Origin of the sequence: Leptolyngbya sp. UWPOB_LEPTO1 (genome assembly GCF_017302695.1) — a bacterium.
In the GTDB taxonomy this organism is placed as follows: domain Bacteria; phylum Cyanobacteriota; class Cyanobacteriia; order Leptolyngbyales; family Leptolyngbyaceae; genus Leptolyngbya; species Leptolyngbya boryana.
This window is the reverse complement of record NZ_JAFLCJ010000022.1, coordinates 37,884-49,862: the sequence shown is the minus strand read 5'-3', so window position 1 is coordinate 49,862 and position 11,979 is coordinate 37,884. Positions and strand designations below refer to the sequence as shown.

Annotated in this window: 13 protein-coding genes; 5 read left to right on the top strand and 8 right to left on the bottom strand. The window is 47.2% G+C overall.

Annotated features, from left to right (window positions below):
- Positions 1-34: 34 nt before the first annotated feature.
- The gene (locus J0L70_RS25515; protein WP_287456374.1) at positions 35-952 is read right to left on the bottom strand and encodes a S66 peptidase family protein; all 918 of its coding nucleotides are present in this window, start codon (positions 950-952) and stop codon (positions 35-37) included.
- Between the two features lie 51 nt (positions 953-1,003).
- Positions 1,004-2,101 (bottom strand): glycosyltransferase family 4 protein, encoded by a 1,098-nt coding sequence (locus tag J0L70_RS25510; RefSeq protein WP_287456373.1) that lies wholly within the window; start codon positions 2,099-2,101, stop codon positions 1,004-1,006.
- A 242-nt stretch (positions 2,102-2,343) separates the two neighbouring features.
- Here J0L70_RS25510 and tnpA point away from each other — a divergent pair, with 242 nt between their 5' ends.
- The 4 genes from tnpA (at position 2,344) to J0L70_RS25490 (ending at position 5,222) form a co-directional block, all read left to right on the top strand.
- The gene (tnpA, locus tag J0L70_RS25505) at positions 2,344-2,763 is read left to right on the top strand and encodes an IS200/IS605 family transposase (RefSeq protein WP_287456372.1); all 420 of its coding nucleotides are present in this window, start codon (positions 2,344-2,346) and stop codon (positions 2,761-2,763) included.
- Between the two features lie 169 nt (positions 2,764-2,932).
- Positions 2,933-3,214: a BrnT family toxin gene (locus J0L70_RS25500; protein WP_287456371.1), complete on the top strand. Its 282-nt coding sequence runs from the start codon at positions 2,933-2,935 to the stop codon at positions 3,212-3,214.
- On the top strand, positions 3,214-3,426 hold the full coding sequence (locus J0L70_RS25495; RefSeq protein WP_287456370.1) for a hypothetical protein: 213 nt from the start codon (positions 3,214-3,216) through the stop codon (positions 3,424-3,426). The genes J0L70_RS25500 and J0L70_RS25495 overlap by 1 nt, the downstream gene beginning before the upstream one ends.
- A gap of 266 nt (positions 3,427-3,692) precedes the next feature.
- Complete coding sequence (locus J0L70_RS25490; protein WP_287456369.1) at positions 3,693-5,222, top strand: serine/threonine-protein kinase; 1,530 nt, start codon at positions 3,693-3,695, stop codon at positions 5,220-5,222.
- Between the two features lie 70 nt (positions 5,223-5,292).
- Here J0L70_RS25490 and tmk read toward each other — a convergent pair whose 3' ends face one another.
- Positions 5,293-5,958, bottom strand: a complete 666-nt coding sequence (tmk, locus tag J0L70_RS25485; RefSeq protein WP_268242965.1) for a dTMP kinase — start codon at positions 5,956-5,958, stop codon at positions 5,293-5,295.
- A gap of 287 nt (positions 5,959-6,245) precedes the next feature.
- Here tmk and J0L70_RS25480 point away from each other — a divergent pair, with 287 nt between their 5' ends.
- A complete protein-coding gene (locus J0L70_RS25480) occupies positions 6,246-6,593 on the top strand; it encodes a hypothetical protein (RefSeq protein ID WP_026148660.1) in 348 nt (115 codons plus the stop codon).
- Positions 6,594-6,667: 74 nt separating this feature from the next.
- On the opposite strand, the gene J0L70_RS25475 is transcribed toward J0L70_RS25480, so the two are convergent.
- The 5 genes from J0L70_RS25475 to J0L70_RS25455 all read right to left on the bottom strand — a co-directional run bounded on the left by J0L70_RS25475 (position 6,668) and on the right by J0L70_RS25455 (position 11,812).
- Positions 6,668-7,093 carry an FHA domain-containing protein gene (locus J0L70_RS25475; RefSeq protein WP_017288389.1) on the bottom strand — a complete coding sequence of 142 codons (426 nt, stop codon included), beginning with the start codon at positions 7,091-7,093 and terminating at the stop codon, positions 6,668-6,670.
- A gap of 212 nt (positions 7,094-7,305) precedes the next feature.
- Entirely contained in the window at positions 7,306-9,615 is a 2,310-nt protein-coding gene (locus tag J0L70_RS25470; protein ID WP_287456368.1) for a heavy metal translocating P-type ATPase, read from the bottom strand.
- A gap of 67 nt (positions 9,616-9,682) precedes the next feature.
- On the bottom strand, positions 9,683-9,868 hold the full coding sequence (locus tag J0L70_RS25465) for a hypothetical protein (RefSeq protein ID WP_017288391.1): 186 nt from the start codon (positions 9,866-9,868) through the stop codon (positions 9,683-9,685).
- Positions 9,869-9,964: 96 nt separating this feature from the next.
- Positions 9,965-10,243, bottom strand: a complete 279-nt coding sequence (locus tag J0L70_RS25460; RefSeq protein WP_017288392.1) for a TM2 domain-containing protein — start codon at positions 10,241-10,243, stop codon at positions 9,965-9,967.
- Positions 10,244-10,303: 60 nt separating this feature from the next.
- A complete protein-coding gene (locus J0L70_RS25455; protein WP_287456367.1) occupies positions 10,304-11,812 on the bottom strand; it encodes a CPBP family intramembrane glutamic endopeptidase in 1,509 nt (502 codons plus the stop codon).
- Between the last annotated feature and the right edge of the window lie 167 nt (positions 11,813-11,979).

Here is an 11,979-nt window from a genome sequence, read left to right as displayed (position 1 = left end):
ATCCGCATCGCTGTTTTTCTTGTGCTTAAGGACGCTACGAATGGGGCAGGGGGTTGAGATGAGTCTCGAACTTGAGAAGTCCACGATTGCTGTCTAACTCCACCGGAATTCCCACTGGAAGCGCTGCATTCTCGCCATCATGTCCGAACGGTAAGCCTGAAACAATGGGAATTCCTAGATCAGAGAGGCGATCGCGTAAAACCTCTTCAACTTGAAAACTGGGAATATTGGCAGGCGGATCGCATTGGCTGAATCGTCCGATCGCAATTCCCCGAATTTTTGCCAAAGCACCGCAGGTTCGCCAATGCGTTAACATGCGATCGATCCGATATGGGGCTTCTGTGACATCTTCGATCGCTAAAATTACGTCGGTTAAATCTGGCTGCCAAGGCGTAAACAGTAAATGCGTTGCAACCGTTAGATTTGCAGGAAGTAACAAGCCTGATGCTTTGCCCATGCCCCAACCGTTTCCTTGCAGCATCGGCAAAGCTCGACCTTCAACCCAATCAAACAATCGGGCTTGTGACCAATCGGGTTCAGATGCGATCGTCGTCAACAAAGGTGCATGAACGCCAGAAGTACCTTGTTGCGCATATGCCCAGAGCAAACTTGTAATATCTGAAAAGCCGATCAGCCATTTCGGCTCAACCGATGGAAACGACCATTTTTCAAGTAATCTTGCACCGCCCCAGCCGCCGCGTGCGCAGAGAATACCGCGACAATTTGGATCTTGAAGCGCGGTTTCTAGTTGAATGCGGCGATGTTTATCGGTTCCAGCTAGGTAGCCATAGCGATCGTCAAATCCGGGAGTCAATTCAACTTGATAGCCTCTTTGCCGCCAAACTTCTACCCCTTGCTGAAATGCTGTCAATTCGCGCAAGGCTCCGCTTGGGGCAATCACCCGCAATAAGTCACCCGATCGAAGTGGAGCTGGAATCTGACAGCGTTTCATAGAAGTATCCGTAAGATGCGTTTTGGCTGCGCTTAAAGCTTAAGCTCCAGGCTAAGCACAACCGAAACTCGAATTTCGGGATTGTACAATGCGATCGAGCCAAATTTCTAAGCGATTTCCCATCGCGCTCAAAGAATACTCAAGTTCAGCCTCTTGCCGACAAATTTCGCGATCGATGTGGTCGAGTTTTGCGATCGCGCTAGCTAATCCCTCAATACTATCGGGTTCAACTAACCAACCTGTTTTGCCATCTTTGACAATTTCAGCAGGCCCACCGCGACGATAAGCAATCACCGGGACACCACACGCTAGCGCTTCAATCGCAACATTGCCAAATGCCTCAACCCAACGCGGAGTCATCAACAAAGCTTGTGATTCTCCTAAAGCTTTTTGTAAGTCTTGGGTTGGAAGAAACCCGCAGTACTCGATCGCAGCATTGGGATAGTTTGCTTGAATGCTTTGCCAATAAGATTCATCTTGAATCACGCCCCAAATTTTTAAGGGGATTCCTGCTTTTTCGATCGCTGCAACGGCATCTTCTAAGCCTTTCTCCGGCGCGATTCGACCCACCCAAGCTAATTGATGTTTCGGAGTTGGATTGAACTGATATTGAGTCAGATCAAAGCCGTTTTTCAAATTGAAACAGGCATCTTTGAAGCGAAAGGTTTCGGCTTGAGCAAGGCTATGAACGGCGATCGTGGTTGGAAAGCTGGATGCAACCTGTTCAATGATGTGATCCATTGCATCGGTGAGTGACCCCATGCTCACTAAATGCGCGATCGCACAATCGAAAAAGGGCGTGAGATAGAACGGCAACCAATCATAGGCAAAGTTGATGATCACGTCATAGTCGCTTTGATTGTGACGCGCATAGTCCCACATCTTGCCCAACACTGAATTAGGAGGCAACGTTACTAAGGCATCTCGACCTTGAGATTGAGCAGTAATTTGCAGATGACCGGGAATCTGAATCAGCGGAATGTCTTCTAAGACAGAACCTTCGGGTGCAACGACCGTGACAGAATGATTCAGAGCAATCAGCGATCGCGCAATATTTGTCAGTGTTAGTTCGACTCCGCCTCCTAAACCAGAACCGATCGCACCAACGGGCGTTGAGAGAAGTAAAAGTTTGAGCGTCGATCGACCCATTGATTTTCTGATGAACAGCCTGTTTATCTTAGTGGATTGCAGCTTCTTGTTCTTACAATGTGATCTCAATTTCTTCAGAATGAGCATCTGCATCAGTCCAGACATTCACTAATCATCTGAGGGAAGCCACTGGTTTGACCAGTGCGACTTGCACAGCTTTGAGCGTTTCCGGAGTCCAGTTGCAGACGTAAAGTAACTCCTACGGTGGCTGAGTGAGCCAAAATCCGTAGAAGAAAAGAACAATGTCGGAATTGTATCAAAGCCTGTCTCACAGCAAGTGGGATTGTAAATATCATGTGGTGTTTGTGCCAAAATACCGTCGCAAGGTGATGTTCGGAGAGATTCGGAAGTTTCTCGGACCAATGTTTCATGAACTGGCGCGTCAGAAGGAATGCCGAATTCTCGAAGGACATCTGATGCCAGATCATGTGCATATGTGTATCGAAATTCCGCCGAAACACTCAGTCGCATCGGTGATTGGCTTTATCAAGGGCAAAAGTGCGATTGCCATTGCTCGACAGTTTCGAGGCAAGCAACAGAATTTCGCTGGAGAGCATTTCTGGGCGCGAGGCTATGCGGTTTCGACGGTTGGATTTGAGCTAGAGGCAGTGAAGCGTTACATCCGGGAACAAGATATTGCAGACAAGGGAGGACAATTCTAGCGTTTGATGTCGTATCCCCCGGCGAGGACATCCGCCTTTGAGGCGGTCACACTCACAAAGCCACCGACTTTGTCGGGGGTGTCTGACTCCTTTACTGAATGCATGTTTGATGATCGCGAAGTGCTTGATAATAATCTACGGCGTAATTATCCTCAAGAGAGGAAGTAATTTGATATTTGAGTGGGACGAGAGAAAAGCTCGATCAAACGAAGAAAAGCATGGAGTCTCGTTTGATGAAGCAGAGACCGTTTTTTACGATCCGAATGCGCGATTGCTCTATGACGCAGAACATTCTTCGGATGAAGATCGATATATCTTACTTGGCATGAGTGAGACACAAATGTTGCTCGTCGTCTGTCATGTGTATCAAGATGATGAAGAGACAATTCGGATTTTTTCGGCACGTCGAGCAACGAAACGAGAGCAGCAACAGTACAGGAGTTTCCTCTAATGAAAGATGAATATGATTTCTCCCAATCTGTGAAAAATCCATATGCTCAGAAGCTCAAACAGCATGTGACTGTTCAGCTTGATGAGGAAGCGATCGCCTATTTCAAGACTCTGGCTGAAGAGATCGGGATTTCCTATCAAAATTTAATTAATTTGTACCTGCAAGACTGTGTAAAAACTCAGCGAAAGCCCTCACTCAATTGGGTTCCATAAGCTCATTGGACGATCGTCGTTACGATTGAAGTTCTTGGATATGAGAAGAAAACCTTGATCGGCTCATCAGATATAACGGTCAACATGTCAATTCGCACCCTAGGTTAGTAGAGAAAAAGTGGGCGATGAAAAATCCCAACCAAAATCAGGGATACCTTCAACCCGGCTTGATTCCTATTCTTGGGCGCTTGAAAAACCGCCTCTCTCACTCAGATCAATTTAAGATCCAGTGATACAGTTGATCAGCATCATTTCCTGACCTCGTTATGAGCCTACCGCTTCCTGATGGCACGATCGTTCAAAACCGTTACCGGATTCAACGGATGTTGGGTCAGGGTGGCTTTGGTCGCACTTATCTGGCAGAAGATACCAATCGTTTCAACGAGACTTGTGTTCTAAAAGAATTTGAACCCGCCTCACAAGGTTCCAAACATGCCCAGAAAGCGGAAGAACTCTTTACTCGCGAAGCTAAGGTTCTCCATCAACTGCATCATCCTCAGATTCCGCAGTTCCGCGAACTGTTTCAGATCAAAACGCAGAATCGGGAATTGTTTTTCTTAGTTCAAGATTACGTCGCAGGCAAAACCTATGAGCAATTGCTAAACGATCGCCGAAATCGTGGCATGACCTTCAGCGAGTCGGAAGCCGTTCAACTCCTGCAACAACTTCTACCCGTTTTAGACTACATTCATCGATCGGGCATTGTGCATCGTGATATTTCTCCAGATAACATCATTCTGCGAGATCTCGATCAAAAGCCTGTCTTAATCGATTTTGGTGTCGTCAAAGCGGCAGCAACTCAAGCAGTACATTCCGGGCAAACCTTAGTCGGTAAACCTGGCTATGCTCCCATCGAACAGCTTCATAAAGGCAGCGCGGATTCGAGTAGTGATTTGTATGCGTTGGCTGTGACGATCATTGTTCTGCTGACGGGACGCGAAGCCCAATCGCTGTTCGATTCGATGAATATGACCTGTCAGTGGAAGCAATACACGAACGCTTCGCCCGCATTCGCGCAGGTGATCGATCGCATGTTGAGTAATCGCCCTCGCGATCGCTATCCTGCTGCTCAAGAAGTGATGGAAGCGCTGTCCAGAGTTTCATCTGGTTCTATGGTTCTAACCCATGCGCCTGTTCCTATCCCGCCGCCGATCCCTCCTAACTCAACCCATTCAACTCATCAAGGAACAGTTGCGCTGGCAGGCAAAAGGCATCGCCGTTCAACGGTTGCGAACTCAACGACTACTGGAACTTATCCGCGTCCTTGGTTTGAATCTGCATTTGATGTGCCACTTGCGTTATTCCACGGGGCTTACAAACTGCTGAAGTGGATGTTTCGAGCGATGTTTGGCATCGTGCGATTGACGATGTTCGGTATGACTAAATTAGTCGTACGAGTGCTGCTTTGGATTTTAGCGATCGTCAGCTTCATCTGGCTTGTGCCGCAAGTCTTTCCGTATGTTGCTAAATCGGTTCCTGATTTTAGTAAAGCCGTTCCTGACTTTAGTAAAGCTGTTCCTGACTTTAGTAAAGTTCTGCCAAAACCAACGAGTGTGCAAGCGATCGACTACGAAGCGGAATGTCGAAAGTTGGGCATTGATTACAACGACTTCATTGCTCAAGTCAACGATGAGTTTTACCGTAAGTTTCCCGCGCGACGAGGCAAGCCGCTTACTCAATCACAAGCTGATGAGAAGTTCCGGAGCGAATGGCATCGAATTGCTCAGAATCTTCTGAGTGAGAAGTCAGGCGATCTCAAATCTCAGCGCAAAGTGGCTGAAGATTCTAATTTTTAAATCTCTCTACGGGTTACGGGTTGAGCAGAGCCAAAACTCAACCCCAATCAAGCAGACTAAAGCACGTTCTCTAAACAGTCAAAGCTCCCCAATTTGCTAAAGCCTGACTCAATACAGTTTGAATCCGCTCTTCTACCTCGTCCTCGCTCCCACTCGCGTCAATTCTCAACACCCGATCGCGATCCCGTTCAGCTAAAGCTGCAAATCCCGCTCTAACCCGATGATGAAAATCGAGACTCGCCTGCTCAATCCGGTCAGGTTTTCCGGTTCCAGAAGCATCGCGTTGTCCCCGTTTCTGCATCCGTTCTAGACCTACTTCCACCTCGATATCTAACCAAAGCGTCAAATCGCTCTGCAAGCCCCCAGTGGCAATCTGATTGAGCTGATCAATCAGTTCAAAATCCAACTCTCTTCCATAGCCTTGATAAGCGATCGTCGAATCCGTATAGCGATCGCACAAAATCCAATGTCCCTGTTCTAAGTGCGGGCGCAAAAAACCTTCCACATGTTGCGCACGGTCGGCAGCATACAGTAATAATTCTGTGCGATCGTAAATTTCTTCTTCTCCGTGTAGCAATAGTTGTCGGATTTCTGTTCCGAGCTGTGTTCCTCCTGGCTCACGAGTTGTCATCACTTCGCTCCCCAACTGCGTCGTCAGCCATTGGCGCGATCGCTGCAACTGCGTCGTCTTCCCACAGCCTTCAATCCCTTCAAAGACAATTAATTTACCGTCCATTTGTTTCGATCGCTTTTCTCTTCGACATTTTAGAGTATTGCAAAACTCGAACTTTTCTATTTGATCCTGGCAAATTAAACCACTTTTAGAGGAATTCGGTATAAAGGGAATGATGACAGATTGACAGAAACACGACAAACTGGAAAACACCTTCGCTGCCTGAGCCATCCTCTTAGTCCGGAAGCCAGGATTAAAATTTAAGAACACTTCCCTAGACCGGGGTATCGTTTTAGCGTAGGTTGGAAACATAAAGTGAAGATTCGCTTGTCACAAGATTGGGGTTTGATATGGCTCGATACACCTGTCTATTCACTGTTGGAGTCCCAATGCAGCAGCTCCAGCCGCTGTTGAATCAGACGTTGAAATCCTGCAATCTGGATGTGATTTACGCGACTGAGGATTATTTGATGGCGCGTGAAATCCCCGGAAATGTGGCATTCCCAAAACTAGTCACTGTTGAAGTGCTGATCGACAAAACGACTGCGACCGAGAAAGAAACTCGCCTCAATTTCGTGATCAAAAACGAGGAGTTACCGCTCCAGCTCGAGAATCACTGCCGCAAAATGTTTAATTTGGTCAATCAAACGATTACCGAGAATCAGGGGTGGAATTTGATTGAGACGGTGACGGGGTGATTGGTTGGGGGATCAAAAAAAACGCCCTAGCAACATAAATCTGCCAGGGCATTTTTTATATCAAAAGATAAAACTCAATCATCCTCTGGATCACCCACCATATTCGGGCTAATTAACGTAATATCAAACTCATCTGGTGGAACTGTCAAAACGGCATCCCGCTTGAGCAGATAGTAAATCGCACGAACTTGAGGACCAAACACAATTTCGTCCTGGTTGCGAAGATCACACTGTTGCAGTTTCCGACCATTGATTAGTAAGCCATTCGCGCTGGGCTTACCTTTGAGATTGCCATCAACGATTCGATAATAGTGAGTCCCATCTTCATTTGGCAATTGAAGTAAAGTCGCATGACGGCGAGAGACAAACTGAGACACCAAGCGAATGTCACACTTGGCATCGCGTCCGATCGAGTAAACAGGAGCATCTAACACAAACTCCCGGCGACCTTTATCGTCTTCGATAATTATCAGGTGGTTTTGATGCGGTTCTGAAGGCATTGATATTCAGCTTGAAAGGGTGGGCGAATAGAAAGGGGATCAGCCTAAGATGGACTTAGGATAGACCGAGCTTGATCGGATCAACACAGTACGAGTACCGACATTTCTCGAGATAACTTGCTGCGGGATTTCATTGTAATAAATAAAACATGGTCGGAGCAAATTTGATCGAAATGATCCTGGCTCTCATTGATCAGCCCTACTTTAGCTGATCATTCCGAAAATGACGATTTTGTAAATCCTCGTAATAATAGAGAATTCGTAACGACGCTGACTGAACTCAGTGCCATCAATGCCCCTGCAGCAGCCGGACTGAGTAAGAGTCCAAAGCTAGGAAGCAATGCACCTGCTGCGATCGGAATTCCCAACAAGTTATAACCAAATGCCCAAAACAAGTTTTGCTGAATTTTAGTAAAAGTGGCACGACTGAGCCGAATCGATTCCACAACATCCGTCAGTCGATCGCGCATTAAAACAATACCTGCTGTTTCGATCGCGACTTCTGTGCCGGATTTGAGCGCAATTCCGACATCTGCTTGTGCCAGTGCGGGCGCATCGTTAATTCCGTCTCCGACCATCGCGACTTGATGCTGGTTCGCTTGCAGTTGTGCGATCGCGGCTGCTTTCTCTTCGGGCGGAATTTCAGCCAGAATTTCAGTAATTCCCAGTTCAGATGCGATCGCGCTTGCGGTTTCTTTACGATCTCCGGTCAGCATCAGAATTTTGAGATTCAATTTCTTCAGCGCTTGAATTGTTGATTTTGCATCGGATCTCAGAGCATCGGACACAGCAATAATGCCAATCAGCTTGTCAGTCGCAACATACACGATCGTTTTTCCAGAGGCGGCGAGTTGATTCGCTTGCTCGATCGCTGATGCAGAAATCTCGATCTGATTTTTCTCCATCCATTGTGCAGTTCCGAGAAAAGCAGGCTGCTGATCAACCGTTGCTGATACTCCAAATCCAGGCAGGGTATAGAAATCTTCAGCAGGGAGCAGGGGTAAATCGGTAGCGGATTGCTGGATTGCAGCAGCTAAAGGGTGACGGGTTCCGCGTTCGACCGCTGCTGCAATTTGTAGCACTTGGTTGTTCTCGAATTCAATCACGTCTGTGACGACTGGCTGACCTGTAGTTAGCGTTCCAGTTTTATCAAAGACGATCGTATCGAGTGAATGCACCCGCTCTAAAACGTCTCCTCCTCGAATCAATAAGCCCCGCTCAGCGCCAATACCTGATCCGACGAGAATCGCAGTCGGTGTCGCCAGTCCGAGCGCACAAGGACAAGCGATCACGAGGACAGCGATCGCGAGTTTGACACTCAACAACATCGGAGACGGATGTGACATCATTCCCATGCTATGAGAATGCTCCATGCCAATTGTCCAAGCTCCGGCGTTTGACCAGAGTTTTGTGCCGATAAATTCCCAAAACAGAAAGGTCAGCAGCGCGATCGACATGACACCGTAAGTGAAATATCCTGCGATCGTATCTGCGAGTTTTTGAATCGGAGCTTTCCGCGCTTGGGCTGTTTCGACGAATTCGAGGATTCTTGCTAAGGTCGTTTCTTTTCCGACTCGGGTGACTTGTAGCGCGATCGCGCCGGATTGGTTCATGGTTCCAGCGGTTACAAAATCGCCGACTTGTTTTTGTACCGGAACGGATTCCCCAGTCAACATCGATTCATCGATCGTCGTTTCACCCTTCACAATCTCGCCATCAACGGGGATCTGCTCACTGGGTAAAACTTGGAGCCAATCTCCGGGACGAAGATGCGCAACCGGAATTTCGATCGCGCTTTGATGCGTGTCTTGTTTACCGATTAATCTTGCGGATTTGGGTTGCAATGCAGCGAGCGATTGCAATGCGATCGCCGCTTGTCCACGGGCGCGTTGTTCGAGCGTGCGTCCTAACAAAATAAACCCGACTAACATCACAGGCTCATCAAAAAAGCACTCCCATCCGAGTTGTGGGACGATCAAGGCAATAAAGCTAGCTGTAAATGCAGTCAGTGCGCCCAAACTAACGAGTGTATTCATGTTGGGGACATTGCGACGTAGTCCCTGCCAGCCCTCTACAATCATCGATCGTCCTGGAAAGCTCAAAGCTGCGATCGCGAGTCCGCAGTGAACCCAAACATCGCTGAGCAAAGGAATTCCCAAATGCCCGATCGTCGAGAAAATCAGCAACAGAATCGCGATCGCTAAATTGGTCGTCTGCTGTTTTTGTTCAAGTTGCCGACGCGCGGCTAAATCTTCTGCACGGGTTGAATCTTCAGACGTGCGCGGCTGACTTGGAAATCCAGCTTCTGTCAAAGTTGCAGCAAGATGGTCAGGATCAACTGAGCGATCGCATTCCACGGTTGCGAGTTCAGTCACCAAATTGACTGTGGCAGATTTGACTCCGGGTTGTTGGATTAATTGTTTTTCAACGGCTCGAACGCATCCGGCGCATTTCATGCCAGTGATATCGATCGTGACAGTTTCAGTTGATTCGAGAGTAGGTGATAAGAGAGCTTCAGACACAATTCAGCGCTCCGGAAAACTTCTTTCTTGAGCGTAGAAGAGTTTGACTAAATTGTGGAGAGTTTTTCTAATCTTTCAAGGTATCGCGGCGAAACCAGAGGAAGTAAATGACTAAACCAATCTGCACCGGAACGAGCGCGAGATAATTTTTCAGAATTGGATTGATATCCAGCGAGGAAAAGGCATTGAAATATCCCATTCCTAACAGGGCACAGAGAAAGTACAGCGAGGGTTTGGGCAGTTTTTGCAGCATTAGGGCGATCGCTCGAAGTTGGGAGAGACTAAACGAAACTCCGAGTTTTTCAAAAACTCGGAGTTCTCACATTACGTAAAACTTTTAGCGGTTTGACTAAAACCAGCCTTTTTTGTTCTGAACGTAGGTTGCAACAAAGTCCTCGTCGGATTTAGTCAAATAGATGATCCCTTCAACCAATCCAACAATCCCTGTCAAACCGCAGGTCGGAAGGCAGGCAATGAGCATAATAATGCCTTCAGTTGTATATCCCAAAACAAACTTGTGAACACCAAGTCCACCTAATAAGATGCCGCAAATTCCTGCTGCAACTTTCTTGTTCGCGTCGCTCGAAGACCCACTCGTCATATGTTTAAAGTCCTTATCGAAACTCATCTAATACGACCGCAGTGTACCCTAGCTTTATCAATTCCAAACACAAATTTTACACTTGTTCTAAGTAGATGTACTGCCTAATAAGAACAAAGTTAACAGGGTTCCACTATTCCAGAGTGCATGGAGTAGCACTGATGCCATCAAATTTTGAGTACGGGTATAAACGAATCCCAGAATAATTCCTAACACGGTCAACGGTGCAACTTCGGACAAACTGAGATGCACGATCGCGAAAATTAACCCACTCAACACGATCGCTTGCCAAGTTGTGAAATATCGCGTCAATGAAGGCAGTAAAAAACCTCGGAAAAATGTCTCCTCAAACAAAGGAGCTAAAATCGCTGCGGTAATGAAAAACAGCGTAATTGCGATTCCGTCTTGACCTTCGAGTGCGATCGACAATAAAGGATTACTTCCGCCGCGCCCTTGCCAAATCTTTTCATTGACCCAAGAAACTCCCACCAGTAACGGATACGCCGCAACATAGCCTCCAACTCCCCACAGCAGCCATTTGCCCTTCAAGCTGAAGCGAAACCAATTGTCTTCTAACGATAAGAACCGTTTAATCGAGGCATAGAGCACGCCTAAACCGCCCGCAGCTAGACAAACATAAGTAATCAGCGCGAGAACTGCGCGATCGCGAACTGTAAACATCGTCGGATCAATCTGAAACGCCGATTTCGCCACTGCAAGTCCTGTCGGTAGAAGAATCTGCCCGATCAAGATTTGCCCAACAGCAAAAAATCCAACGACTAAAACCTGCCAAGTAATTTCATAATCCCAAGGCACAGCCCATTTGATCAGATTTGTGCCGACTAAAAGCGACTGTTTGCGCTGAAGCAGCCATTGACCTGCTAGAAAGAGCAGCAAGCCAAATCCAAGAACCATGGCAATGGTTGGAATCGCATTCGCAGTGACCCATTTCGTGAGGGCTGACTGAGACTCAACTTGTTCGAGCGATCGCAATTCATTCAAAGCAGTTTCTCGTTGCTCTAAGGTGTAGAGCTTTTCTAGGGCGCGGTTGCGAAACCAGCCGTTGAGATTTTGTTTCAGAATAGATTCTGCTTGCGGTGGTAACGAATTTTGCCAAAGGGCGGTGAGGGTAGTCGCCGTCGATCGTAATTCGCTGCTTTTCTTGGTTTGTGATCCCGTTGTCTTCAGCGTTGCCCAACTTTTCAGTGCGGCTTCTACTTGGTTTTGCTGCGTTTGAAGAATACCAATTCTAATATCTAATTCATCTCTAAGGGTTTGCTGTTTTGCAAGCTCTACCTTGATCGGATCGGTTGCAGAATCTTCCTCAATTTGAGACTGAGCAGACACGATGGCTTTTTCAACCGACGATCGTGTGTCTTGATAGGCTTTCAATGCTGTTTTTTGCGGCGTTCGATCCGTTAAAACGGGCGTGGTTTGGTTGCCTCGATATTCCGCTGCCTCTAGAAGTAAATCATTCTGGGCTAGCTCTAAGCGGCTTTGAAACTGAGGCTGACTCCAACTTCCAATCAGATCGAACGTAATTGCTGCGATCGCAACGAACGTTAAACCCCACAATAAAATCCGCTTCGCTGTCATAAAGTTCTCCTAGTGCCCTTAGCTATTTTAGAGAACCGCGACGGAACTGAAGATCATTTCAGGAGGTCATTCATGCAGCAGTCCGGACCGGCATGAACGCTGAAAAAATTAGGATCGCCTGAAATGCTGATTCGATTTGGTGAAAAAGGCATGTAGATTGTTTTTTC

What these genes read in the sequence shown, in the direction of transcription:
- J0L70_RS25515 (WP_287456374.1), bottom strand. Translation starts at nt 952, where the DNA reads ATGAAACGCTGTCAGATTCCAGCTCCACTTCGATCGGGTGACTTATTG.
- J0L70_RS25510 (WP_287456373.1), bottom strand. Translation starts at nt 2,101, where the DNA reads ATGGGTCGATCGACGCTCAAACTTTTACTTCTCTCAACGCCCGTTGGT.
- tnpA (WP_287456372.1), top strand. Translation starts at nt 2,344, where the DNA reads ATGTCGGAATTGTATCAAAGCCTGTCTCACAGCAAGTGGGATTGTAAA.
- J0L70_RS25495 (WP_287456370.1), top strand. Translation starts at nt 3,214, where the DNA reads ATGAAAGATGAATATGATTTCTCCCAATCTGTGAAAAATCCATATGCT.
- J0L70_RS25490 (WP_287456369.1), top strand. Translation starts at nt 3,693, where the DNA reads ATGAGCCTACCGCTTCCTGATGGCACGATCGTTCAAAACCGTTACCGG.
- tmk (WP_268242965.1), bottom strand. Translation starts at nt 5,958, where the DNA reads ATGGACGGTAAATTAATTGTCTTTGAAGGGATTGAAGGCTGTGGGAAG.
- J0L70_RS25480 (WP_026148660.1), top strand. Translation starts at nt 6,246, where the DNA reads ATGGCTCGATACACCTGTCTATTCACTGTTGGAGTCCCAATGCAGCAG.
- J0L70_RS25475 (WP_017288389.1), bottom strand. Translation starts at nt 7,093, where the DNA reads ATGCCTTCAGAACCGCATCAAAACCACCTGATAATTATCGAAGACGAT.
- J0L70_RS25465 (WP_017288391.1), bottom strand. Translation starts at nt 9,868, where the DNA reads ATGCTGCAAAAACTGCCCAAACCCTCGCTGTACTTTCTCTGTGCCCTG.
- J0L70_RS25460 (WP_017288392.1), bottom strand. Translation starts at nt 10,243, where the DNA reads ATGAGTTTCGATAAGGACTTTAAACATATGACGAGTGGGTCTTCGAGC.
- J0L70_RS25455 (WP_287456367.1), bottom strand. Translation starts at nt 11,812, where the DNA reads ATGACAGCGAAGCGGATTTTATTGTGGGGTTTAACGTTCGTTGCGATC.